This is a genomic window from Geobacter sp. SVR (assembly GCF_016865365.1).
In the GTDB taxonomy this organism is placed as follows: Bacteria; Desulfobacterota; Desulfuromonadia; order Geobacterales; family Pseudopelobacteraceae; genus Pelotalea.
This window is the reverse complement of the sequence record NZ_AP024469.1, coordinates 3,224,044-3,247,573: the sequence shown is the minus strand read 5'-3', so window position 1 is coordinate 3,247,573 and position 23,530 is coordinate 3,224,044. Positions and strand designations below refer to the sequence as shown.

Below are 23,530 nucleotides of genomic sequence, written 5' to 3'. Positions count from 1 at the left end.
GGATTAAGCCCCCTCTCCGCCCTTCATGCTACCACCATAGAGAGCAGCCGCGGTTGCTGCCTTGTCGATCGGTGACTTTTTCTGCTCTGGCACTTCGAGACCGAGATCCGTAATCTGAAGAGAGACGGAACGCTCAGGATCGGCGCCTTCGCGCTCATTCTCGCTACAGCCTGTGACCTTTACGATCGCCTGGATAGTCATTGTATCCCCTACCTTCTGCATGTCAGGCAATCCGAGCGCCTGAAGCTGCTCGTTCTGAAGGGTAAGCTGAAGCCCCCATGGATAACGAGGCTTGCCCTCTTCGCAGCCACAGGGACCGGAACAACAGCAGCAATCCGACTTGCCCTCTTTCTCTGCCTTCATAACCATGCTCGTCATCTTCATCGGGATCTCCTCTTTAACCTGGAATGATCTTCAGCGCGATCTTTGTGACTGCTTCGATGTTCGTACCCACACCGACAAGGAAGCCGGCAACTAGCACCGCCAGTATGTAGGGGCCAGCTTTCGACTTGTAGACCCGGACCACTATGGAGTCGTCTTCGGGTGGGCCTTGCGGAAGAGGTGTAACCGTGGGTGATGTCTCCAGAACATGAACACGACCAAAGAGGTCATCGAAACACTTGTCATGTTTGCCGAGTGTGTCGGCATGAGCCGCGATGGTTGCACCCTGGCTAGCGATCTGCTTCATAGTGGAGACCATTTCCACTTCTCTCGCCTCCCGGCGCTGTTCTGCTTTCTGGAAAAACTGGAGCGTGGTTGTGATCTCCCCGAATTCCCTCTCCTTATCGCATTTATGCTCCATTTCGCCCCCTCCGGTAGATATTCATCTGCTCAGTGAAGCCCCGGAAGTTGCCCTCCGGGACCCGGTCAACAGGTGAAAATGGTCAATACTGTCGCTCGACTGTAATCGTCTTTGCCGCCGACGATGCCCCGGTGAAGACGAGAGAGGTAACCCCCTTACGCACCGTGCGGCAGTAATCGGTATTGACGGCAATCGCCTTTGTATCCCCGGAACCATTGATCTGGATGGTTCCGGCAGCGGTCGAACTTAGGCAATATTTTGCGACGGCCGTCGCGCCGGTAGCAGTGAGCGGGATGGTGATCGCAGCCTTAGTGTGGGTGTAAGCCGTAATGCTCCGCGGGGCGAAGCCGTCAATGGGATTACCGTTGTCAAAGTCATGCTCAACTCTCCCCTGAGCGCAGACAGTCGCAGCCACCGCCAGGACTATCAGGAATGTAAAAAAGGCCAGCTTTTTCATGATGCTCTCCTTTACAGAAGTGTTACCGCCGAAGCGGTTAAATAACGTCCTGATTGCCTACGCCTGGAGCGCCGCCGTCAGGATTTTCAGATGACTTGCCAGCACTCTGCTTTTCGAAATCGGCCTCCGCAACCTTCTCCTGATGAGTTCTGAGAAGCTCCGCCAGAGCAGGAGCGCCGGCAGTCGCGGGAAACTTCACCCCCGCATCCTTCAGTTGCTTCCGGAGATCGTCGCGGGTTAAGCCCTTCGGCTGAGAAGCTCCAGCCCGGACAGGACGATCAGGAATAAGATCCTTTTCGCCAGCCTTTACTTTGCCGGACGAGTCACATTCCACCATCCATGACCCTTTCGGCCCGTCGAACGGAAAGATAGTCCCCGGCTTGATGATCTTCCGGCCGTCCCATCCCTCCTTGATTGCCTTGTATAACGGCATGACCTACCTCCTCTCCTTGAAGTGATGAGACGCTTAGATTGAGTAACCAGCCGGATAGATCCGGGTTTTCGCATCGGTGATGTCTTTGCACAGGAAGGCAGAGAACTTGCCTGCGGTCAGATCGGCAGTCGCCACGGTGTAGACCACGCCCACATAGCGCTTCGTATTGGCCGGGATCTTCATCTTGAGCACTTGATAGCCGGCGACAAGCGTAGCTTTACCAATAGCCGCCGTCTCGTGCAGGACGGTCGCTGTGGAGAGATCAGCATTGTCATCCTCGACATAACCGAATTTTACGGTCGCGTTACCGTTGGAAGTGACGGTAGTGTCAACCTGGATCACCAGATAAAGATCCTCCCCCGAACCTATGTCGGCGCCATTCGTGTCGAAGGAGAAGGTCGAGGTATTGGCCCCGGTGGTGAACGCCTGGGAGTCCGAGAACTCATTGAACTTGTCGATGATTGTTGTGATGATTGCTCCCGCGAGGAAGAGCTTGAGTTTTTTCAACATGATAGTGCTCCCTTCTGGTTTTTTGATTTCGGCCACCCTCGAAAGAGTGGCCATCTTTCAACAACAAGCGTAGAAGCTGTGCGCCTGTTTAAACGACACGAGCTTCGGTCAAAAGAAGCTTGTCAACGCAGCGGACGGGGATTCCGTTCCACATGGTCACACGCTTTCCGGCGACGGTTTCATTGGTCAGGTTGTTTGAGATCTTCTCGATGATCGCGTTACGCAGAGCAGCGCGAACGGTGCGGTTGCAGTAGATCGCCACCTTGCCGGTGTTCATGTCCTGGATACGCTCTTCAGCGTCAACCAGGTTACGGAGAAGCAGTTTCATAGCGGTAACATCGGTACGGATCGAAGGGACGTCGATGTTACAGATACGGGAGACATATCTCCAGTCTCGAAGAACGAGCCCACAGTCCCACTGCCAGAGGTCCATCAGAGCGCGGAAACGGTTCCCGGCTGCGTCGAAGGCGTCGCCTTCTCCGAGATCCTGGTGAACGATACCGGCCTTGCTGCCCTTCGGGAAAATCCCGTGACAGGTGTCTTCGCCCCAGGCAACAATCAGGATCGAGGTGTTATCCGAGCCAGTACCGCCGCCGTCGATGATGTTCATCGCGTTGGCAGGGGCTCCGGCGCCGATGTCGGAGAAGCGGGGGATCAGCCCGAGGAACTTCTCAGGATCTACGTCGGTATCGCCATAGATGACGGTATTTGCCATTTCCTGATTCATTGCCTCCAAAAAGGCGGAGTTTTCCGACAGGCGGAAGGCTGCTGAATTACCATTCAAGCTTGCCAGCTTGCAATCGACCTGACCGCGAGCTTCCAGCATCCCACAGTTGTCGTCAACGGTGACGGTCTGCGATTTGGACTGAGGGACGCCATAGTTCAGTTTCCTCCAGGCGACGTCCGGGAGTCCGGTTCTGATCGTCGAGCGATGCCCTGTCGGGAGGTTGCCTTCGACGAAGAGCATGTCATCGAGGATCTCGTTTTTCTGCGACAGCATCTCGACGACCTTCGGGACATTGCCATTCGGATCAAGGCGTTTCGCCCAATCCGCAAGGGTCAGTGCTGTTGCTCCGGCGGCTGCAGTTGTCAGGATTGCCGCCCCATTGATAAACATCTTTTTCATTTGATACTCCTTTCGATAGTGAATGGTTTCGGTCCTCCTGTGCTACAAAGCGGCCGGTCGCCGCGACTCCCCCTCCTTTCTTGAATTGGACACCGTTCTCATTTCATCCCCGGCCATAGCGAGTTTGCGATCGATCCCTTCGCGCCTTCACCGCCGCCTGAAGGTATCTCGAAGGTGTCCTCCCTCAGATGCTTGCTGAGGTGGAAGAACACACGGAGAAACGCCGGATGATTGCCGATTCCGGTCTCATCGACCATTGCCTTCATGTCTGGATGACTTGCGGCGATGGTATTGAACGCCCGATAGGCTGCCGAACCTTCATGACCCAGCTTGATGTCCGCGCCGATCTCAGGATCATTCTGAGCCTCCTGAAGCCATGTCGCCTTTCTGGTCTCGTGAGCCTCAAAAATTCCGTCCATTGTCCTCTGTTGCATTTCTGTAGCGAGGTCGATGAGCCCCTGAGCCTTTTCTTGCGACAGGTTGAGTGACTTAGCCAGGGGAGCGAATTTCTCCATCATGGCCGGATCGAGGACGATGCCTTCGGGAACCTTGAAGTCTGCGTATTGCTCAGGAGCCTGATCTTTCGCCGTCTCTTCCGCCTTGATGCGGTCCTCTTCGGCTCGCTGCTCGTCGGTCAGTGCCGCCAGACGCTCTTCTTCTGCCTTGTTCGCAGCGATGAGATTCTTCTTCGCCTGGATGTCTTCGGGAGTAAAGAGAGCCGTCAGATCATCGGCCGGGGGATCAGTTACAGGCGGGTCAGTCACCGGAGGATCTGTTGCCGCAGGTGGATCAACAACAGGCTCAGTTGTCAAAATCGCCGCGGCCAATGTTACGATCAGTTTCCTTCTTGTTTCTGCGCTCATTTTCAATTGCCTCCTTTTGCATGATGAGGAAATTCTCCGGTGCTTCGGACATGATCTCCGCCAGGAGGAGAAGCCCGCAGTTTCTGGAACCCTCGTTGAAAGATGTTGTGTCTGGTGATCCTGCTACGAATGAGGGACGAAAAACCCCCGCCTCTCCGAGTTGCCGCCATATGAAACGCCTACCTTCTGGAGTGCTCATGACGGCCTTCATGTCATCAATCTGCTGCTCCCTGCGAAGGAAGTTGATTGTCTCGTCCCTGGTCATGCCCCGCCCCCGGTCATAAGCCTCATCAGCGAGCTTACTTCTGCCGTGTCAGTCTCCCCGAGAGTCTTCACCGCGTTCGCGCCTTGTGCGACTGCCGGCATTGCTGCCATCGCCTGTTGTGCCTGTTCAGCCTTCGCCCGTTGCTCCCGCTTCGACTGGACGACGTCATCCGGAACGATGATCTTTGAGGAGACGCCGGTCATCTCGCCGTATTCATCGACGGTCTGGTCAAGATCGACCTTGTCGAGAACAGTCGGGTCGTACTGAGCGACTTGACCCACAAAGCCGACGAAACGCTCGACAGCCGCCACACCGATGAGCTTCTGAGCCTGGGCCATGATTGAGGTGTACTCGACGCGGAGACGCTGTCCTTGAAGCTCTTTAGGAGGAGGAGGGAACATTCCCCTTCGAAGCATAATGTTGAAGGTCCGGTCGATGAGCGGATCGAAGAGGTCATCGTTCTGCTGCTCCATCATTGGCCCGAGGACAAGGAGCTTCTCTTGATGCCGCTCTTCCACTTCCCGCGCCGTCATTTGGGGATTGTCGGACTGAGCCATCATCAGCATCAGATCCTCGTAGTAACAGCGCCGGATGCGATTCTCGACTTCCTTGATGTCCTCGCCTAACACGACGAAAATGTTCGGATTAATCTCCTCTATCCGACGAACGCCGGGATGAGGGGAGTTCCCCATATTTGCCCGCCAGGTCACACCACCTGGAAGAAGGTCAACTCCCGAATTACGAAGCATCGCGTCTGCTTCGACTGCGCCATTGACGAACTTGTCGAGCGCCTGATACTTGCGACGTTCCTCCAACTGCAGTGCCTTGACCGACCCGAGCGCCAGCATCCCCGGACAGTTCGAGCCGTAGATATCTTCACCGTTGACTGCCCACCGCGGTGCCAGAGCGGAGAACTCGTCGAAGCCCGAGATCCTCAGCGCCTTGCCCTGGTCCGCTCCCTCTTCGTAGTAAACAGAGATGAAAGGCTTGTCCCTGGAGTTGAGCTTCCCGGTCTCCCGTGCGAAGTTGGGCTCAACGGCGTGGATAACCGGAATCCACGAGCCGTAGCTGCTGCGGTCCCACAGGTTACGGACAGCGACCGAAACGTTCTCCAGCCCGTAGGTCTCGACCAATTGACGCACGGTCATTGAATATTCCCTGTAAAGCGTGTCTACGTTGCCCCGAGAGCTGCAGTCGATCTTGAAGCTACCAACGGGGAAGTTGTACCCGCGGACGACTTCCTTCTCGTCTTCCAGCAGTCCGAACGCTGCCGTCCCGTAATCGCCAAGGGGCCCATAGGCACGAGGGAGCACTGAATAGATGTTGCTACGAGTGAAGACGTCGCGCATCAGGCGAGTAACCGTGTCGAGCCAATCCTTAACCGGACCGAACTCTTTCATCCCCGGATCTGGAGGGCTGAGTACAAACCACGGGCGGGCGGGAGACGACATTCCGGCCATCAGTCCAGACTGAAGCGTCCGGGAGGAAATCGTCGCCGTCTCGTTGATGATGTTCTGGTTGACCTTCTCGCCCTTGTTCCTGTCGCTCCGCAGATACCGCGCTGATCGTGGTGATATAAATCGTGTGATCTCTTCCCAATGAGTGATAAAAGACGACTGCTCCAGTTTCAGAGCGGCGTTACGGGAGTTGCATTTTTCAAGGATGATTTGATCTTCAGTCTTTGCCATGATTCACCCCTGATTACTGCCCGAGTAAGGTCTTCGTTCCGATAACAGCCGGAGTCGTCGTTGTGCCAGATGTCAAAAAGGTATTGCTCGCAGCTGCACGGCGGAGACGACGCTCTTTGTCACGTGATGCCGTGACTCCTGCGTCCTGAGCTTCAGGAGGAGGAGCAGGGGGCGGAGGAGGAGAGGGGGCTCCCCCGGAGCAGGTTACAATTGCGACGCCTGTGATGAACTTCATCGTCATCTCCTCTCGTTAAAAGGGTTGTAGTCGCCACGGCCGGAGGATCGCTTCATCAACTCTTCGGCACGAGCAACGGGATCGTAGTCGCCAGCGGAGCCGACGTGGATGTTCGACGGAATTCGCGGTTTCGGTTGGATCGGATAGGCGAAGGTCGTTGCATACCCGTCAAAGTAATCAGGAGAAACACCAATTTCTTTCTTGATGATCTCTTTTGGCTTCATGAGGATCTTGTCCCCTGAGTAGGTGTAGGTAATCGCCGGCGCTTCCTTGAGGAGTTGCGGGATATAGGGGAGCGCTCCACCGTTCTTGATCCACTCTGCGAACTGCCATAGGATATAAGCTCTCATGTTGAAGAACTTCGGATCAGGAGACTTGCCAGCAAACTGGCAATCAAACCAAGTCCGCCCCATGTTGGAACCGAAGTCGATCACTCCTGAGCCGTATCCGCCAGTACCGTCAACGATCACTCCGTCGGCGCTCCACTTGTCTTCAGCCTGAGCGAGAGACGTACCCAAGACATTGCTTCGTGCGTTGCGGAATTCCCGCGGCTTGAAGGCAACAAGCCCTTGTCGCGGACAGAACGTAGAGCGGTCATTCCCCTCTCGTGCTACATCAACGCCGATAATCTTCGCTGCAAAATCGTATTGATCTGGTCGATAGTGCCGCTTAAACGCTGCCTCGATGTCTTCGGCACCTACCAAGGCATTGAACCCGCAGGGAGGGAATAACCCCAGGATCGTCGCCATTACCCACGGATTATCCCTGCCATTGAGACGGATCTCTTCACGAGCATGCTCTACGGACACGCGAGGAGTACGCTTTGGGTCATCAGGATCGGCCGTGATGGTGATGATCTTCCATTGCTCTCGTGAGTGAGTGCATATCTCGTAAAGGAGCCCTGCTATGCTCGTCGGGTTTCCTGCCGCCGCGAGCAGAGCATCAACTGGATTTCCGGTGAATATCTGTGATGCTTTCTTGATTACCGCGGGAGGCTGATCGCCTGTCTCGTCGAGCAAAATGAAGGGGAAAGATCCATGCAGACCAGAAAGGGAATTACCGATTGCCTTCTCGTCGGCATCCTTAGCGAAGGATCGGGCGGAAAGAAACCAGTCCTCAGGATGGTCATTTGATGATATACGCTCCTTGCCCCAAGTGAATTGAGACATAAGGAACTCGCTGCGCTTCTGCCAGTGTGAAAGCTCCGGCCAGAGGTTATCCCTGAGATTGTCCTTTGTTTCTGACAGCGCGGCCCCTTTGGGATGTTCATTCTTCCGGCCGAAACATGCGAGCCGCTGCCAACCGATCCAAGCAAGCACGGCTGTCTTCCCTGGACCTGTGCAGGCCTTCATTCCCAAGCGCCGGCAAGGGTTATAATCCCCTCCGACATACTCAAGCGCCTCCTTTTGCCATGCGTCAGGCTCAACCCTGAAGTTGTCCCACACGAACTGTACAGGGTTCTCTCTCCAAGTCCGGAGACGAGAGGCGGCTGGAGTCATTCTTCGCCCTCCCTCTCACTCTCAGTCAGCAGATCTTCCAGGGATTTAGTTACCTTCACCTCTAACTTGTCAGTGAGGAGCTTGTGATGACGCGCGAGGAGTTCAAGAGCAGACTTTTTGCTGATGAAATGGACCTTTGACGTGCGACCTATGTTCTTCTTGTTCTTGCCTTCCCCAACTAAGATCGAGTCGCTCTCAAACTTTTCAATACAGATTCGCACCTCGTAGGGCATATCTTTGATATTGATGAGTGAGCCGTCATCTTTGTAGAGATCCGCAGGGTCGAGACGAGCCGCCATCTCAAGGCCCATGAGGACATCATCAGCGGACATTCTGAGCCGTGATCGCTGCTCTTCTTTGAGGTAAGCAATGCGCTCTTGTATTTTATGATCTTTTAAGAGGACGGATGATGCAGCAGCAGCCGACATATAAGCAGCATCAGGATAGGCGAGTTTATAAGCACGGACGTTCGGTTTGCGGTTCAGGATCTCCAGACAGAAGCGCTCATGCCCCTCATTCTCCAGAGGAAGAGCACCAACGACAGAAGGGGACACCTCTTCCGAGATAGTCCCCTGCTTGTTGCCACGTCGATTTGTGGTCTGCTGCTTTTGCTCTTTCATTGCCGATGCGCTCCATTGTGGCTATCGGTCTTGGACACCCCGCCCGTTGCGGGAGTGGTTACTTAATTACCTGCCTTAACGTCTCTACCCATTTGAAGGTTTCATGGTTGCCACCTCTTGGCATACGCAACAGCAGGAATTTTCTTTTTCTTCTACAATAGAAGAATTATGCGCTGAGCATCTACTATAATATAAGAAATTGTCAAGATGTTTTTTGCAACTGAGATATTTGCTACTCGTCCCCATACTCTCTGATGTGGCGCCTGACCTGGCTTTCGACTGGTTGCAGGGGCTGTGGGCCAGGGGGTATCGCGCACAGCTCGTTTCTCCATGGTTGACCTCGATTGCGATAACCAGCAAATCAAAGCTGATCGTTGCGCCGCTTTTGATGAACTATTTGAAAAACTGCAATGGTTGGATTGATCGTGGGTGAACCGCTAACCATTAAGTGTCAAACGTCATATTGTGGGTTTGGCAGTAGCGCCGGAAAGCCGACTCGTGAAGTTCCCCCGGTTCCAAGTCAATACTGTGGCCGATAGTGCCACCCTTCCACGATCCTTTGCGCGGCCCTATTTCCCCACTGAATTGAATATCAAGGCTGCGGCGGATCATTGGCTTGAAAAACAACGACAACCATTTGAACCACTTTTCTCCCCGGTGCCACTCACGTTCTTCGATGAATGTTGTTGCATTCAACGCTTCGCCATCGTAATCCCGAAATGGAAATACAACCCGTGGGATTACATCGCCCATTTCATACGTGTGCTCTCCTTTGCCTAACGTTCGCACATGCTCACCCTGGAGGCCATAGACGCTGTGACGTACAAAACGCAATTCATTCCATGGTAGAAAACAACTCCACCGCTGTTCCGGTCCAAATTCATCCCTGTGAAAATTGGCGTCGCCCCTGCCGTAGCAGATGTTAAAATGGTTCTCAAACAGGTACACCCCGTAACGGCGCTCGATGTACTGGTCATAGTTGTACTGCCCACGAACCTTGAACACGTCCGGCTTAATGATCGGCGGCAGGCCAAAAACAATGAGCCAGCGCCAGAAAGCAACCGTCAGTTTACACCCTGGATAATCATCACCATCACCCGACGACAGCATAAATTTGAATACGTAGCTTGTGTTCTTTTCAACCTTCATATTTCCCCCTTAAAATCGCGCTTAACAGACGGTTGGTGTGGAGGGCCTGCGGTCCCCGCACACCCGTCAACCGTTATAATCCTAACGCCGCTTTCATGGCGTTTCTCGCCTTGTCCTGCCCCCACTTCTCCACCAGATTGATAATGGAGTTGATTGATTCCGGCAGCGGGTAAATATCCGTAATCTCGCCACGGAAAACAGAAATAGACCACTGCCCCCGCTCTAAACCCCGGCCACCCTCTTGGAATGACCATGTGCGCCCACTTTCATCAGCTTTTAATTCGGGCAACTCAGAAAAAGGTTTCTGGCATTCGTCATGGAAAAGTTGCATTTTAGGTTCCATCGTCACCCTCCTACGAAATATAACCAGGACGCCGGCCACCGACCGCCGAAACTGCCCGGTGGACGGGTCAGCGCCATGGCCGTTATCGCCCTGCTTGCCTCATTACTTCCACTCTGACCATATCGTCCGTGATCCCGATCTTTCTCAATTCAGAGGCGATTGCCTGCGCGTCGTTGCGGTACATTTCCCACGCCCACTGTGGCACCCACGCGCAGTATGCACGGCTCATGAGTATTTGCGCTATTCTCACCCCGACAACCTCCAGAGGAGCCAGTTCGGCTGTAACATCTCGTTTGTCCATATATGTCCTCGATTGCACCCCTTGAGGCTATGGCCTTGCGGCCAGCGTCGATTTAAGATTCTAACCAGACCACTCCACCAGACCATACGGCCTGGCTGGTGACTGGTAGCCCGTTAAGCGACTATACCCGCTTGCCGCCGTGCCGATACTCTCTAACCCGATTCCGCCGCACCTTCTCGAAAATTGCCGTCTTGAGGTCAATCCCCATGCCATGAGAAAGACCGATCAAACGAATGCCGATGTCGGCAAGCTCTTCTTCAAAGTTGGCACGGTCATTCTTGCGGAACGCTTCCAGCGCCTCAGAAACCTCGGAGTGGATCAGGGCCAGAACAGCGGGGATTTCGTGCTGATCTTCCCAATCCTCCGAAGTGGTAACTTTCCAGCCATGCCGGAGTTTGTTCGCGTGAATTTCGGCACCAACGTCGCTTAACCAGTCTCCGCACTCAGTCGGGCAGTCATCGCCTCCGTTCAGCGCATGATTGATGGGGAACATTGTATTGCTCATCTCTTTATCCTTTCTGCCCGCTGGTGGACTCCCGGCCCGTTAGAATCTGAATCGCGCTAAAAGGCGAAACAGCTTTGTTCTTGCCTCCAAGGTATCCCGCAATAATCAAATACCTCTTTGCCGTTAAGCCCGTACATGATGTACTTGTGCATGTTCGGGTGTGTCTGCTCCATCCTTTCGAACCGATTCGGTCGGGGTTCCAAATGTCCCCCAAAACCACACGGCATACATCCGGTGCGCTGTACTCCAGTAAATATCCATTTGCATTCTGTACGCTGGACCTGTTGCCCGTAACAACTCGCCACTTCAATATCGTTTTCCCGCAGATACTGGAGGACATGCTGCTCAGTCCAAAAGATAATGGGGGTTGATACCGGGAATTTGGTGTTGTAGGCGTTACATCCATACCTGATGTAATTGTGCTCCCTCGTGTCTGACTCATCGGAAGTAGTACCAATGATCGGAATCAGGTTTGCTTCTTTTGCAAATTTGCGTAGCGGATTGACTTTCATAATGTGGCAACATGCGTTACTGATTTTAAAAGGAGCGTCTTTCAGGTACAGCCACTTGTCGCTGATCTTCGACATGGGTGAAAAAGTACCGTTCGCTCGAAATCCTGTAGTTCTCAACCTCACTGTGTTTTTATTTCTCTCAGTGGGATTCTGGATTTCATGGATATACTGAGCCATTTTCTTCGACACCACCGGCCAGCCGTATATTTCCACGACTTGAGCAAAGGTCAATTTCGGCTTAAGAATAATCACATTCGGTGTTCTGCGGTTCAGCTCCCGCACTTCGGGGTATTCCAAGCCGGTGTCCACGAACACGCCCGGCACGTCTGGGTAAACGGTGCGGACCAAGTTGAGCAGGGCATGAGAATCCTTCCCCCCCAGCGATACATAGACATCCTTGCCCAAACCCTGCCAGTATTCCCGCCATGCGACAATACGCCTGATCGACATCTGAATGACCATCCGCAGAGGAAGCGATTGTCGTTGACGAAGAAATAAGGTTTTCAATTGTTGTTCAGTCATAACCAACCTCATGGCCTTCGGCCAAGCGCGATTCAGATTCTAACAAACCGCTGGTGCTGACCGCCCTGCGGCGGCACAGCTAAAACCGTTATAGTGCTTTCCGCCGCTCCAACTCTTCACCCTGTCGCCAGGGAAGATTTAGCGCATCCTCAATGGTCTTGATTGCCTTATCCTGTGCCACCCCGCCATGCTCCCGGCTGTCCAAGGCAAAATGGTAATCCCTGATTGCGGTTTCCGTGGCAGCCAGCACCTCTTTTGCCCGGATCAGGTCAGGATGCAGCGCAAGATGATCTTTGCCGGGGTCAACCAAATTGTTGTGCATGAGCGTGTGAAAGCCCAATACCACCCGGTTCACCGTCCCCGGATTCCTGCCGAGCATCCCCATGATACGGTCATAAAATACCTTGTGATGCTCCGGGTCATCCTCGTCAAAATCTTCCGGGTCACTCTCCAGATATTCCCCATCTTCACCAGGGGGAAAAGAGCCACGGTTAACACTGTTCAGCAGGGCCGCGAGGCTTGCTATCACTTCCATATCCTTTTTAGTAGCCTTTGCCATTTGCATGATATTCCTCCTCACTCCGTAGTTGGCAGCGCACTATAACCAGGACGCTGGAAGCCGCCCAAAAGACGGCGGTTCACCGCCCTGGCCGTTAGTCAGACAAAAACTACGCTGCGAAAATGATACGGGAGAGATTCCCTCAGCTCCCTCAATAGCGCGGTACGAGTTGGTCCGCACAGCCCAGAGTATTCAGCAGCTTTTTCCCGGCAATGAGAAATAAAAGCATCGTTGTACGGATCATCGTGGGTTGATCGTGCGTGGTGGTCTGCAAATGTCTCAAATGGTGCCATAACTACTCGTATCATTTTTATTCCCCTGACTAACCAGACAGATGGACACAGCCAAGGCGGGTCATCTGCTGATCTGTTAAATGGACTCTGCCAGTGCAACGCAGTACGGGTCGTTTGACGAAGAGTCGGTTTCCATCAGTTTTGCAAATGCCTTGTTATGCTGGTTCGCCTTTCGCAGTGCGTCAAATTCGCCTCTGCACGGGATGACATCGTCAGGGCCAATGATGTGCATGACCCATGCGGTTTCCTTTTCTCCCTTGCCAGGGCGAACTGCATCAACGTACTGCATGATCTCAGTGACAGCCTCCATGACCTCGGCATCTCCGCCTGTACCTGCCGTATAGAGATGAGAGCAGATGATATCGGAGAGTCGGGCCAACTCTGCCAACTGATGCGAGTAATTCCGCTCCAAATCCCTGAGCAGTTCAATTTCCCTTGAATAGCCCCGTGCTTCTTTCGCTGCTGCCGAGTGCGGCAACTGTGTCAGTAGATCCTCTAAAGTGACTGCATCCGTATCTTTTATCGTCATCCTGATTCCCATTGTTTCCTCCCTTTCGCTCATTTAACCAACGTTACCAGCGGATCGCTCCGCTCACCGCTGAAACGCGGCCCGTTATAGTGCTAAGTATCAAAGAACTCTTTTCCGGCCTTGTCGCTCTCTCCGTTGGCGTTGTCGCCATCGATGTACCAGGAAGGATTAGAGCCATAGGCGTTTTTGCCAATGTTGTAAGGAATATCAGCAATAACCAATTGCGCCTTTGGAATTGCATAGGGTTTGTAGTTCTGGAAGTGGTCATTTATTAGCCGAAACTTACTCATATCTCCGGCACCTCCAGGTGTTTTGCTACGACTTCCTTGATGCTGTCTTTCCAGCGTATATCCGGTTGACCGTCAAGAAGTTGATACAACCGCATGATTTCCGTATCGCTTTGCAACCGCTCAACTTCCAACACTGCCCATCTGTGCTCAAGATCCACCCTCGATCTTATCTTGTTCATCTTACCGATCCAGATGGTCTCAGGATCATAGACCCGCACTGCGTCAACTACCCGCAGCGTCTCTTCTACGCCCCCCAGCATCGGTTCAATCGAAACGGACGTGCTGAATCCTCGATGTGCGGCATCTGACAATGCTCCCAGACGCTGCAGGCCTGACGGTGCTCCAGGTTCCCAGAACGATATGAGTGCAGGAGTTGTCGCACCGATAGTGAAGCGGAACATGATTTGCTCTTGCCACTTTTCCAGTGCATCCATGACACGCCTGATGCAGTCCCGACTCGGTTTTGACACGATCAGTAGCTTGTTGCCCTTCTTCAAGATCAATTCAGCTACTCGACAGTAATGCTCCACGTTGAATGGGGTTATATCGTGGCTACTCGGAAACATCACGACACCCTCACGAGCAGGGTAGGAGGTCATGGCAGCGCGTTTAGTAAGCTCCTCGCGGCCCCATTCTGCCCGTGCCCGCTGGTTGAATCTGTTGGCATTGTGGGCCGCGTAGCAGTACAGACAGTTGTTCCGGCAACCACGACAGATGTTCTCCGTAACCTCAGCCCACTCTGCCGTGCCAGTTCCGGTTCTGTTGGCGTCAAATGTCATTTCTCGGTTCCCCCCTGAGCCGCCAAGAGAGCAACCAGTTTGAGAAGTTCGATCCGACCTAGCTCCGTTATAAAAACGCCGTCGAAAGTTGTCATTTCAACCGCCTCCATAGGCACTTCATTGTGAAGAAACTCAGAGACAGCGGCCAATGGGAGTGATACGTTCCGGGCTTCAATCATTGCCTTTTGAGCACGAAGGTTCGCCGTCTCTACCGCATCCCTGGCAAAACGAAGTGCAATCCCATCGCCTTCCGCGAGAACTATCTCATGACCCCCTTTATCTACGAAGCAGAACTCCACTTGATGGACAAGGCCACAGTCGCAGCAACCGTGAACGAAAGGGTTCTTTACCGGCTTAAACCATCCCTCTTCAGGCGCTAAACCTTCAGCGTCATAAGCCTGGGTGATTATATCTCCTGTTGTCGTCATCAGTTCTTTCATGTCTCCTCCACGTTGAATATTTTGAGATCCTGATAAAGCACCAAGGGAATGAGCCATGAAAGCGCCCGAACAATCGGCAGACCTGGAAGGTCTACCACTCGGTAGAGAGCGACTTCCCCCTCGTCAGTCGTCGCCAGTTTACCGAGAATCGAGTCGGAGAAAGCCCTGAAGACGACAACCTCATAAGTCCGCCTGTCTCCGGACTTCCCGCACAACTCCCATTCGTCCCACATGATGTGAATCCCGGACTCCTCTTCGAACTCCCGTACCATTGCGTCGCGGGGCGCTTCATTGTCTCGGATCTTTCCCCCGAGCCCATTGAGCTTGCCGATCTGCCACTCAAATCCAGATCTGGAGCGAGCTTTCTGGATGAGCGCGACCTCCTGCCGGTTCTCCGTGAACACAAAACCAACGACATAGCGTTTCAATACTCCGTTTCCCACTTAATCCCCCTTTCGCATGCGCCGCATGGGCGCTCGTCATAGCCGTTACAGCATGGATTGTGATTCAAAGCAGTATTCGATAGGCTCGTTCCCCTGCAACGGACAGATGTCGTCTCTGTACCCTCGCAGACCGGGCATTCCGTCCCGATCTCCCATCCGTCAGTGGCATAAATTTGAGGGCAGATCATCATCGTGACGGCAAGTTCGGCCCAGTCGTCATAATCGATCCGGTTACGACGTTCCTTATCGCGGATTGCCACTATTCGCCCATCTTCGATGAGCATATAGGCGAGAGCATGGCGCCCTTTCATATCCCCTCCGCAGTCTGCCAATGAGCTTGTAGTCTGGCACCTTCATGAGCGTAACCAATGCCCGGATATGCCCGCTCCATAACCCTAAAAACTTCGAGCTTTTCCTCCCGTGTCTTGTCAGGATCCATCATGACCAACACAGCCTTTTGAGCATGCTCCATAAACTTGCTATTCGGATTTCGGCTCAAAATTGTCTCTTCGCCGCGGCGTTCCTTGTTCTTCGACCAATGTTCTTCAGCCTTTGCCCCTTGAGCTGCGAATAACTTGGATGCCTCTTCATGCACCAAATCGACAACCTTCTTGATCGCCGGCAGGAATTTAGGAGGAAGCTCCTGAAAGGCGCGTTTGGTAGCCTGGATCATTGCCTCCTCGGGCAGAGATTCGAGGTCGGACAGGACACTGGCGATTGCCGTCTCCGGCCATTCAGATCCGAAATGGGAGAGTCCAATATGCTTCAGTCCTTCGCGTGCAAATTTCTCTGTCATGCCGATACCCTCCCTGACATCGAAGCCTGCAGCGCCCTGGTGAAGTCGTTCTCTTCGGTATCATTGAGAACGGAAGCCTCATCCTCCCATCGACGCGCAGAAATCCACCCCTGTGCCATCTTCGGAGTTCTCCCCTGCCTGATCATATCCGGTCGATTCGCGGACTCCTTCTTTGCTGCGTCTACGATCTTTTCCACCAACGTCCGGGTCAGTTGAGGAATATCGATCCAGGCGTCTGCAGCCTCTGCCCGGCCGTGCTTGTAGTTGAAGGCATTCCAGAACTGCATGAAGGCCTCCAGGCGTGCACCCTTGAGAGTCCGCTTCTTCCGGGTAATGATTTGCTCCTGATCGGAAAACAGGAATGTGCTACCTTCATCGTCAGATGAAGAAAGGTTATGGTTTTCTTCTTTTGCTTCTGTATTGCTATTGTTACTGCTACTGGCTAGACCAGTGCTATCCGTTTGCTCTAGCGATGCTTTAGCACTGCTAGCCTTTTGCTTGCCCCCTTTGCTCCCTGCGCGTCTCTTTTTTTCAATATAATCGACAGCTTCCAGGATGATACGATCGCTATATGGGGAACTGGACGAACAAGTCACTAAATCAATTGCAAACTGTCGTATGAATTTTCCGAGTTCTTTGTCGGACTTAAACTTCAAAGTTTCCGCGAAGAATTCAGAAGCTTCTATCTTGTAAAAGAAAGGACGGCTCATAAATTAGGAGCCTCGTCCCGCGTCCGCATAATTGGACAAGCACCGATCCAGAATGTCCCACTGGGAATACGGTCCCGTATGATGTCGATGAGTTTCATGTCCGCTCCTTGAGAGGGACACCGCCTGTCACACGGCGCCCGATGTCATATCGTTTCAACAGTGATTCTCACGCCCGGGTAATCCCCGTACCGTTTAAGAACATGGGGCATGTCACAGACCTGACTATCATCGTTCCAGACAACACCAGTGAGAGCATCCTTTACGCAGCGGACGAGCTTGTCCAGGTCGGGCTTCGATACGTGCCAGAGGGGAGCCTCGTCGCGCAGGAGATGAGCATTCTTCCCCGTCCGGTAATGACCCTTTACCCGCGGCATGACGAAGTAAAGCGTCAGCCTGATCGGACCAGAGGCTGGCTTCTCGGATCGCATTTCCTGAAGCGCCGAGTAACTGATCACGCTCGCCCACGGCTTTTGCTTGTCGCCGTTGTCCTGGGTCACGACCGCCCGAGGCTTGCCGCTGCCCTTGCTCTTGACGACAAACGCCTTCGCGCTGCCTTTCGGGACCGGCGCCCCCGGTACGAAGAAGTCGAGGATCATGCTATTTCTCCCTCGAAGAGTTCCCCATCCTCAACCGGAAGCCGTTGAGGAGGTGCAACTGACATGTCCACTTTCAGGATCACGCGTTGACAGATGGTGCAGTACATGATTCGGATGTCTCCGTCCCGGTGGAAGCGCCGGTCTTTGGGGAGACAGCACTCTTTCTGAACAGGGGGGGCAGGCCATTTATCTTCGTCCATGTCTCTCGATGTTTTTAATGATTCTTCTCCAAGCGTAGAAGAACCAGATAAAGAAACAATACTCTCGGCTTTCATTTTGGCACCCTCAGAGGCCGAACTCGAATCCGGCAATACATCCCCCGCTTCAATGGCTTGGTCGCCTGTCTCAGAGCCGAATAACTCGGGATTCTGATAACGCTCGATTTCCTCCTTCGTGAGAGTCTTTCGCTCGACGATCTCGTTGAAGTCAAGGCGGACGAGGATCTTCTCATTCTGTGGGTAGTCATACATCCACAGGCACATGACCGGCCGCTCCTCGCTGCCCTCTTCGACGATTCTGGTGATTTCGTCGAGCTGAGATTCAACATCGTCGATCTTCTTCTTGTAGACTGCGGCGGAATCCTTCTTCGCCTGGTTGAGCCGGCCCCATTCGGTCCATAGTTCAGCCTGGAGTTTCGAATAGCAGCCAAGTTCTACGTCAGTGAGGAAGACAGGGAGTGAGAACTCGAAAGGTTTCGACGTCGGAAGATCTGTGTTGACCGCCTCCGAAGCCTCAGGGATCGAGTCGGAGGCATCCGTCATACCTACAAAGTCTTCGCAGACTGCGCCCAGGGGAATATATTCATCCAACCACTCGCGGGTGCAGCCTCTATCGGCATCCTTTGAAAACATTTCGCAGTTCGTGTTGAAACAGGTGTCAGGACATTCTTCACACGGAGGATGCTTCTCAGTCACGGTTGTTACAGTCGTCTCAGTTTCCATTTCCATTGCCCTCTCTTTTATTGAGATCCTGATTTATCAGATCCATCGTGTGCGAACATTTCGGGCATGCGAAGAAGAAACCGCAATCCGGACAGCCAGCTTCGCGCCTTGCTATGGCAGGAGCGAGCAAGAATGCTATCCCTCCCTATTTTTGCCCGACTGCGCGGCCCATAGATTTTTGAAAAGCTGAGTTAAGACGAATTATCCAGGCTTCTGGATCGATGTCATAAAGTCCCCAAAAACTACGCCCCGCGAGTTTACCCATCCCATGCCTGCTGCCGGGGTATCTTGCCGTACCGCCGAAAGCATGATGTCTGTAACAGAGGGGCAAGGTACGATCATCACCCGGCTTTCCACCCATTGTGCCATTGCCCATAGTTGCCTCGTGATGCGCCTCGGAACCAACATGGCCGCAAATGATGCAGGGCAGGTTACGGATAAAATCCAGATAGGCTTTATCCCGAATAGGCTTCACTTTTTGCAGCATTACTCCACCTCTTGGACCTTCTGTTCGAGGGCAACTACTCCATCAAGGAGTTGATTCAGTTTCATGTCCTCAATGGTGGTCCAACTCCGAGTGCCAAAAATCGATTCCAACATATCTACCTTTGCCTTCTTTTCTGCTGCAGATTGCCCTGGCCATTTCGAAGTGAGCAATCCTTGTATTTCCTCCAGCGCCTTTGTCTTCTCGTGCTTCTCTCGGTCCCAATCAGACCGGCCTTCGTTGTCAAAAAGGTTTTCAGATGAAGCGGCTGTGTCTATTGGACGATGATTACCGCCAATGTTCAGGAACTCGAAATGTGAGCGGAAAGTATCAAAGGTGGGATTGTCAAAGGACCGACCGTCCAAGAGATCGCTACGGTCCTTGAGAACAAAGGCCCGGTTGATTACTTGCCGAGTCTTTGCTTCTTTCTGGTATTCAGGATTGATCTGGAACCGCTCCATTTCGATCAACAGAGAAGGTTCGTAAGCCATTTCTCCTTCGGCTTTCATTTTAGTTCCGACCTTGATGAGCTCCTTTTTTCCCCCTTGTTCCAACTCTTCGTAGTCATATTCGAACCCAGCACGTCCGCAGAGGATGACATGCATGGGACAGTTCAAAAACAGGTCAGTGAATCGCCGCCATTCCGGTTTGATCTGGTTCCAGTGTTGAAACTCCAGACGAAAAACTTTACGGTATCCTTTTGCCTGCCGGTCCTTGTTGATCTTGTCCAGGAAAGCCTGCTGAATCTCGACCCATATGTGAGTAATGGAGTCAACAATTGCGATATCAGCGGCTTGCTGCGCCTCCTGCATGAACTCTATCAGTGAGGTAAAGGTTTTGGCTTTCGCTACAAGAACTTTGATCCCGGCTGCTTGGAACAACGGCAGAACAAAGTCAGAACCAGTTTCAGTATCGAGAAAAGCAACTGGTTTTTGGCTCCCGATCATCTTGTGAAGCCCAATTGCAATTTCAGTAGCGGTACGGGTCTTCCCAGCGGCAGCAAATCCCATAATACCGACTTTGCCGTATGCTATTTCATTTGATGCTTCACGTAGTAAGGCCATTATCTACACCTCCAATTCGTGTATTTCATCCGGCAAAATGCTGTGGTTAGCCATCTGCTTGTTGATCTCTTCTACTGCATCTGCAAAAGTCTGGGGGATATATGTCGAAGCAAGCATTTCTTTCCTAGCTTTTTGACAACGGTCACACGAGACTTTCTCCATCCGCGAAACTATAATCGACCAGAAAACAATATTGCTGTCGTCGAGAATGTTACAGCTTGCCGCCACCATCATTCCAGGGTACATCTTCTGCACTATTTCGCGTGCCATCACGACGCTCGGTTGAAGTATCATCACTCGCCCCCTTCGATAGCCTTGAATATGCCGAGCAAGAGGTTTTTCGGGGCTACCTTAGCGACTACCAAGGCAAACTTTGACTTCTTTGAGATCCTGATATTCAGTCCTGCGTAGATGCCGTAATCCTCACCAGCCTCGATGCCCCAACCAGCCTTGATGCCCGAACCAGCCTTGATGCCCGAACCAGCCTCGATGCCCCAACCAGCCTCGATGCCCCAACCAGCCTTGATGCCCGAACCAGCCTCGATGCCCCAACCAGCCTCGATGCCCCAACCAGCCTTGATGCCCGAACCAGCCTCGATGCCCCAACCAGCCTCGATGCCCGAACCAGCCTTGATGCCCCAACCAGCCTTGATGCCCGAACCAGCCTTGATGCCCGAACCAGCCTTGATGCCCGAACCAGCCTCGATGCCCCAACCAGCCTCGATGCCCCAACCAGCCTTGATGCCCGAACCAGCCTCGATGCCCCAACCAGCCTCGATGCCCCAACCAGCCTTGATGCCCGAACCAGCCTCGATGCCCCAACCAGCCTCGATGCCCCAACCAGCCTTGATGCCCGAACCAGCCTCGATGCCCCAACCAGCCTCGATGCCCGAACCAGCCTTGATGCCCCAACCAGCCTTGATGCCCGAACCAGCCTTGATGCCCGAACCAGCCTTGATGCCCGAACCAGCCTCGATGCCCCAACCAGCCTCGATGCCCCAACCAGCCTTGATGCCCGAACCAGCCTCGATGCCCCAACCAGCCTCGATGCCCCAACCAGCCTTGATGCCCGAACCAGCCTCGATGCCCCAACCAGCCTCGATGCCCCAACCAGCCTTGATGCCCGAACCAGCCTCGATGCCCCAACCAGCCTCGATGCCCCAACCAGCCTTGATGCCCGAACCAGCCTCGATGCCCGAACCAGCCTTGATGCCCCAACCAGCCTTGATGCCCGAACCAGCCTTGATGCCCGAACCAGCCTTGATGCCCGAACCAGCCTCGATGCCCCAACCAGCCTCGATGCCCCAACCAGCCTTGATGCCCGAACCAGCCTCGATGCCCCAACCAGCCTCGATGCCCCAACCAGCCTTGATGCCCGAACCAGCCTTGATGCCCGAACCAGCCTTGATGCCCCAACCAGCCTTGATGCCCCAACCAGCCTCGATGCCCCAACCAGCCAATATCACCTTCGCACTGATAGAGCCTGTGGCCTTGATGGTGCCGGCAAAGAACAAACCGAACTCCAGGTTTATGTCACCTTCAACCTCCAACACTGAATCAGTGGCACCCACCTGGTTGATCAACCAGCTTGCATAATCTGCGCGGTTCTCCTGTGCCAGCGCATCAAGGACCTGTTGATAATCGGCTTCACCCTGGGGGAAATGCTCCTTGAACCACGTCATATCGCTCTGACAAGCACGTTTTTCTTGCAGCCACTGCGTTGTAATATTCATTTTTTCATCCTCCATTTATGGTTTCCCGCCACTCATGACAGATATGAGATATTCAGCATTTGCGATCTCTGCCGCTTCCTGCCGTTCACGTTCCTTTGCTTTTTCCTTTGCCCGAGCATCCAGCCAGTTCCCAAAGGCGCCGGCCAGGATGATTGTTATGAGCATGAGAGCGCCAATCATGATTTCCGCATCCTGCCTATCTCGCTTGTTCACAGAGTCCCCCGAATTGATTCGTGATCTCCATCCGTTCCGCCAAAGTCACCCCTAAAGTCCTCATCTCTCTCTCATGGCAGACTGAACAAGAGCCGTGAGAAACGCCTGTGACGCCTTGTCCATCTTTCCGGCTGTACTCAAAGCCACAGTAAGAGCAGAGAACAACCAACAGAGAGAAACAGTTATTCATGAGCGCACTTCCGCAAAGAAAAGCTTTCCGGCCTGGACCTTCTCGCGCATTTTATTGAACGTCCATGTGAAAAGCTGGCAGGATGGAAGGATCGCCGTTCCGTGGTAGATATGGTCGCCATGTTCCAGGCAGAACACGAGCGTCTGCAGATCGGGGATGATCGGGCCGCGCTGATACTTAGCCATGATTGGCACCCTCGATTAGAGCCTTGATGTCTTCTACCCGCCATGCGGTAATCCGCTGCCCCAATTTCACGCCCTTGGGATACCTGCCGTCCTTGATGCCCTGCCACCAAGTAGTTTTAGAGACAGGAATGAGTTCGAGGACTTGGGGCAGTCTCAGGAACCCGGTCTCAGGCAGTTGCATGACTATCTCCTCCAAGCATCAGCAGCGCAGAGTTGAGCAAGGCGGCAAGCTCAGATTTCCGGGACTCAAGGCGCGCGGCACAAGCTGCGGCATCGCGAAGAATTCCGGACAATGACTGAGGGGGAGGAGCAGCTTCGGAGACGGGGCTTGCCTTCAGATGTTTGATAACCTGGAGGGATGCCGAAGCAGTGAAGTAGTAGCTATTGGCGTACCGAGCATGACGGAGAATATGGTAATCTTTATCATCGACCAGATTCGCAGCAGCGATAGCCTGTCTTATCTGTTTGACTTCTGTGATACCTCTGCGCTTGATGCCAGCCGTTGAAAGGACCTGCCAGCCGTTGACAGTAAATTTGTTTTTCATTATAGTATCCTCGATTCGTTGGTATGCCCCGTTGACCCTGGACCGGTTGCGGGGCTTTTTCATGCTGACTGCCGCCTTTCGCTACTGCGACGTTCTTTACTCGGCCCGCCCTCCACGTACAGACCGTCAGCCTTGAGGGCGTCCTCTTCTTCCGGCTTGATCTGAAATCGTCCGCGAAAGACATTCCGCATTCTCTCCGGGTCGAAGCCTTTTGATCGAGCCCAGCCCGCGATGTTTCTCCCCGATCCCTCCAGCTTTCTCCGCGTAGGTTCCAGCTTTTTCCGCCGTGTAGCTTCTACGTCCAAGTCAATCACCTCCCTTTTTTTGTTGCATTGTCGTGTTGCCGTGTTGTAAGGTGTGGCCGCTCTAATTCTTCAATTGTCGAAGAAGGGTCTTCTTTTATGGTGAAAGCCCCTCTTTGGCGACCCCGCTACAGGTGCGCCGTTTTTACGCCTCCGTGGCAATGTGATGGTGTGACTATAAGTGAATTGTTTTCACTTGTAAAGATATTTGTGATTTTTTTTCACGCAGAGGTTTTTTATGACTGTTGATGATTTAAAGAGGTTATTGGGGGTAATAGAAGACCAGGACCTAGCGCCACACTTCGGCTTAAAAGATAGGTCAACGATATCAAAGTGGCGCACTCGGCCAGAAGGAAGGGTCCCTGCTCACATTGAACGAAAAGCGTTAGAAATGAGCACAGAAAACGACAAAAGACCGACTAATGCCGGCCTTCCGTGGGATGAAAAAATGCTTTTGGAAAACTACCGGAAACTTACCGGTCCCGAGAAAGCAAAGCTGCTTCAAGAGCTGACTGCACACGGAGAGGATTCAAGCGGAAAAGATTGAGGAGGGCTTTTTCATCTGATGATAATTCTGGAGGGGCTTCAATGTTGATTTCGTTGTTTTT

General features: G+C 53.2%; 33 protein-coding genes and 1 pseudogene. 1 reads left to right on the top strand and 33 read right to left on the bottom strand.

Features of this window, described 5'->3' with window-relative positions:
- Positions 1-3 precede the first annotated feature (3 nt).
- The 33 genes and pseudogenes from gp10 to GSVR_RS15170 all read right to left on the bottom strand — a co-directional run bounded on the left by gp10 (position 4) and on the right by GSVR_RS15170 (position 22,620).
- Positions 4-384: a capsid staple protein gene (gp10, locus tag GSVR_RS15330; protein WP_173200809.1), complete on the bottom strand. Its 381-nt coding sequence runs from the start codon at positions 382-384 to the stop codon at positions 4-6.
- A gap of 13 nt (positions 385-397) precedes the next feature.
- Positions 398-802, bottom strand: coding sequence for a hypothetical protein (locus GSVR_RS15325; RefSeq protein WP_173200811.1), 405 nt, complete (start codon positions 800-802; stop codon positions 398-400).
- A gap of 82 nt (positions 803-884) precedes the next feature.
- On the bottom strand, positions 885-1,259 hold the full coding sequence (locus tag GSVR_RS15320) for a hypothetical protein (protein ID WP_173200812.1): 375 nt from the start codon (positions 1,257-1,259) through the stop codon (positions 885-887).
- A gap of 37 nt (positions 1,260-1,296) precedes the next feature.
- The gene (locus tag GSVR_RS15315) at positions 1,297-1,692 is read right to left on the bottom strand and encodes a hypothetical protein (RefSeq protein WP_173200813.1); all 396 of its coding nucleotides are present in this window, start codon (positions 1,690-1,692) and stop codon (positions 1,297-1,299) included.
- Positions 1,693-1,725: 33 nt separating this feature from the next.
- Positions 1,726-2,202, bottom strand: a complete 477-nt coding sequence (locus GSVR_RS15310; RefSeq protein ID WP_173200814.1) for a Bbp16 family capsid cement protein — start codon at positions 2,200-2,202, stop codon at positions 1,726-1,728.
- Between the two features lie 88 nt (positions 2,203-2,290).
- Positions 2,291-3,319, bottom strand: a complete 1,029-nt coding sequence (locus tag GSVR_RS15305; protein ID WP_173200945.1) for a major capsid protein — start codon at positions 3,317-3,319, stop codon at positions 2,291-2,293.
- Between the two features lie 107 nt (positions 3,320-3,426).
- Positions 3,427-4,191, bottom strand: a complete 765-nt coding sequence (locus tag GSVR_RS15300; RefSeq protein WP_173200815.1) for a hypothetical protein — start codon at positions 4,189-4,191, stop codon at positions 3,427-3,429.
- Positions 4,130-4,456: a hypothetical protein gene (locus GSVR_RS15295; RefSeq protein ID WP_173200816.1), complete on the bottom strand. Its 327-nt coding sequence runs from the start codon at positions 4,454-4,456 to the stop codon at positions 4,130-4,132. The genes GSVR_RS15300 and GSVR_RS15295 overlap by 62 nt, the downstream gene beginning before the upstream one ends.
- Positions 4,453-6,144: a portal protein gene (locus GSVR_RS15290; RefSeq protein ID WP_173200818.1), complete on the bottom strand. Its 1,692-nt coding sequence runs from the start codon at positions 6,142-6,144 to the stop codon at positions 4,453-4,455. Before GSVR_RS15290 ends, GSVR_RS15295 begins: the two co-directional genes overlap by 4 nt.
- Positions 6,145-6,381: 237 nt before the next feature.
- Complete coding sequence (locus GSVR_RS15285; RefSeq protein WP_173200820.1) at positions 6,382-7,698, bottom strand: hypothetical protein; 1,317 nt, start codon at positions 7,696-7,698, stop codon at positions 6,382-6,384.
- Positions 7,699-7,874: 176 nt separating this feature from the next.
- The gene (locus tag GSVR_RS15280; protein ID WP_173200822.1) at positions 7,875-8,498 is read right to left on the bottom strand and encodes a terminase small subunit; all 624 of its coding nucleotides are present in this window, start codon (positions 8,496-8,498) and stop codon (positions 7,875-7,877) included.
- A 444-nt stretch (positions 8,499-8,942) separates the two neighbouring features.
- On the bottom strand, positions 8,943-9,647 hold the full coding sequence (locus GSVR_RS15275) for a hypothetical protein (protein WP_173200823.1): 705 nt from the start codon (positions 9,645-9,647) through the stop codon (positions 8,943-8,945).
- A 73-nt stretch (positions 9,648-9,720) separates the two neighbouring features.
- Positions 9,721-9,990 carry a hypothetical protein gene (locus GSVR_RS15270; RefSeq protein WP_173200825.1) on the bottom strand — a complete coding sequence of 90 codons (270 nt, stop codon included), beginning with the start codon at positions 9,988-9,990 and terminating at the stop codon, positions 9,721-9,723.
- A gap of 422 nt (positions 9,991-10,412) precedes the next feature.
- Positions 10,413-10,796 (bottom strand): MazG nucleotide pyrophosphohydrolase domain-containing protein, encoded by a 384-nt coding sequence (locus GSVR_RS15265; protein WP_173200827.1) that lies wholly within the window; start codon positions 10,794-10,796, stop codon positions 10,413-10,415.
- A 56-nt stretch (positions 10,797-10,852) separates the two neighbouring features.
- A complete protein-coding gene (locus GSVR_RS15260) occupies positions 10,853-11,830 on the bottom strand; it encodes a phosphoadenosine phosphosulfate reductase family protein (protein ID WP_173200829.1) in 978 nt (325 codons plus the stop codon).
- A gap of 88 nt (positions 11,831-11,918) precedes the next feature.
- A complete protein-coding gene (locus GSVR_RS15255; protein WP_173200831.1) occupies positions 11,919-12,395 on the bottom strand; it encodes a hypothetical protein in 477 nt (158 codons plus the stop codon).
- 363 nt (positions 12,396-12,758) lie between these two features.
- The gene (locus tag GSVR_RS15250; RefSeq protein ID WP_173200833.1) at positions 12,759-13,223 is read right to left on the bottom strand and encodes a hypothetical protein; all 465 of its coding nucleotides are present in this window, start codon (positions 13,221-13,223) and stop codon (positions 12,759-12,761) included.
- A gap of 83 nt (positions 13,224-13,306) precedes the next feature.
- A pseudogene (locus GSVR_RS15245) lies at positions 13,307-13,501 on the bottom strand (site-specific DNA-methyltransferase); the annotation flags it as partial.
- Positions 13,498-14,280: a hypothetical protein gene (locus GSVR_RS15240; protein ID WP_173200835.1), complete on the bottom strand. Its 783-nt coding sequence runs from the start codon at positions 14,278-14,280 to the stop codon at positions 13,498-13,500. The pseudogene GSVR_RS15245 and the gene GSVR_RS15240, both read right to left, overlap by 4 nt.
- On the bottom strand, positions 14,277-14,720 hold the full coding sequence (locus tag GSVR_RS15235; protein WP_173200837.1) for a hypothetical protein: 444 nt from the start codon (positions 14,718-14,720) through the stop codon (positions 14,277-14,279). Before GSVR_RS15235 ends, GSVR_RS15240 begins: the two co-directional genes overlap by 4 nt.
- Complete coding sequence (locus GSVR_RS15230) at positions 14,717-15,163, bottom strand: NUDIX domain-containing protein (protein ID WP_203978691.1); 447 nt, start codon at positions 15,161-15,163, stop codon at positions 14,717-14,719. The genes GSVR_RS15235 and GSVR_RS15230 overlap by 4 nt, the downstream gene beginning before the upstream one ends.
- A 307-nt stretch (positions 15,164-15,470) precedes the next feature.
- Positions 15,471-15,959, bottom strand: coding sequence for a hypothetical protein (locus GSVR_RS15225; RefSeq protein ID WP_173200840.1), 489 nt, complete (start codon positions 15,957-15,959; stop codon positions 15,471-15,473).
- The gene (locus GSVR_RS15220; RefSeq protein ID WP_173200842.1) at positions 15,956-16,669 is read right to left on the bottom strand and encodes a hypothetical protein; all 714 of its coding nucleotides are present in this window, start codon (positions 16,667-16,669) and stop codon (positions 15,956-15,958) included. The genes GSVR_RS15225 and GSVR_RS15220 overlap by 4 nt, the downstream gene beginning before the upstream one ends.
- A gap of 143 nt (positions 16,670-16,812) precedes the next feature.
- The gene (locus GSVR_RS15215; protein WP_173200844.1) at positions 16,813-17,265 is read right to left on the bottom strand and encodes a RusA family crossover junction endodeoxyribonuclease; all 453 of its coding nucleotides are present in this window, start codon (positions 17,263-17,265) and stop codon (positions 16,813-16,815) included.
- Complete coding sequence (locus GSVR_RS15210; RefSeq protein ID WP_173200846.1) at positions 17,262-18,212, bottom strand: hypothetical protein; 951 nt, start codon at positions 18,210-18,212, stop codon at positions 17,262-17,264. The genes GSVR_RS15215 and GSVR_RS15210 overlap by 4 nt, the downstream gene beginning before the upstream one ends.
- 139 nt (positions 18,213-18,351) lie before the next feature.
- Complete coding sequence (locus tag GSVR_RS15205; RefSeq protein ID WP_173200848.1) at positions 18,352-18,693, bottom strand: DUF968 domain-containing protein; 342 nt, start codon at positions 18,691-18,693, stop codon at positions 18,352-18,354.
- Positions 18,693-19,754, bottom strand: coding sequence for an AAA family ATPase (locus tag GSVR_RS15200; protein ID WP_173200850.1), 1,062 nt, complete (start codon positions 19,752-19,754; stop codon positions 18,693-18,695). Before GSVR_RS15200 ends, GSVR_RS15205 begins: the two co-directional genes overlap by 1 nt.
- A gap of 3 nt (positions 19,755-19,757) precedes the next feature.
- Positions 19,758-20,048 carry a hypothetical protein gene (locus GSVR_RS15195; protein WP_173200852.1) on the bottom strand — a complete coding sequence of 97 codons (291 nt, stop codon included), beginning with the start codon at positions 20,046-20,048 and terminating at the stop codon, positions 19,758-19,760.
- The gene (locus GSVR_RS15190) at positions 20,048-21,487 is read right to left on the bottom strand and encodes a hypothetical protein (protein WP_239077347.1); all 1,440 of its coding nucleotides are present in this window, start codon (positions 21,485-21,487) and stop codon (positions 20,048-20,050) included. The genes GSVR_RS15195 and GSVR_RS15190 overlap by 1 nt, the downstream gene beginning before the upstream one ends.
- A 15-nt stretch (positions 21,488-21,502) precedes the next feature.
- The gene (locus tag GSVR_RS15185) at positions 21,503-21,700 is read right to left on the bottom strand and encodes a hypothetical protein (RefSeq protein ID WP_173200856.1); all 198 of its coding nucleotides are present in this window, start codon (positions 21,698-21,700) and stop codon (positions 21,503-21,505) included.
- A gap of 186 nt (positions 21,701-21,886) precedes the next feature.
- The gene (locus GSVR_RS15180) at positions 21,887-22,075 is read right to left on the bottom strand and encodes a hypothetical protein (RefSeq protein WP_173200858.1); all 189 of its coding nucleotides are present in this window, start codon (positions 22,073-22,075) and stop codon (positions 21,887-21,889) included.
- On the bottom strand, positions 22,068-22,256 hold the full coding sequence (locus GSVR_RS15175; protein WP_173200860.1) for an AlpA family transcriptional regulator: 189 nt from the start codon (positions 22,254-22,256) through the stop codon (positions 22,068-22,070). The genes GSVR_RS15180 and GSVR_RS15175 overlap by 8 nt, the downstream gene beginning before the upstream one ends.
- Positions 22,243-22,620, bottom strand: a complete 378-nt coding sequence (locus GSVR_RS15170) for a hypothetical protein (protein ID WP_173200862.1) — start codon at positions 22,618-22,620, stop codon at positions 22,243-22,245. Before GSVR_RS15170 ends, GSVR_RS15175 begins: the two co-directional genes overlap by 14 nt.
- A gap of 540 nt (positions 22,621-23,160) precedes the next feature.
- Between GSVR_RS15170 and GSVR_RS15165 the strand changes: the two genes are divergently transcribed.
- Positions 23,161-23,469 (top strand): hypothetical protein, encoded by a 309-nt coding sequence (locus GSVR_RS15165; RefSeq protein WP_173200864.1) that lies wholly within the window; start codon positions 23,161-23,163, stop codon positions 23,467-23,469.
- The last annotated feature ends 61 nt before the right edge of the window (positions 23,470-23,530 follow it).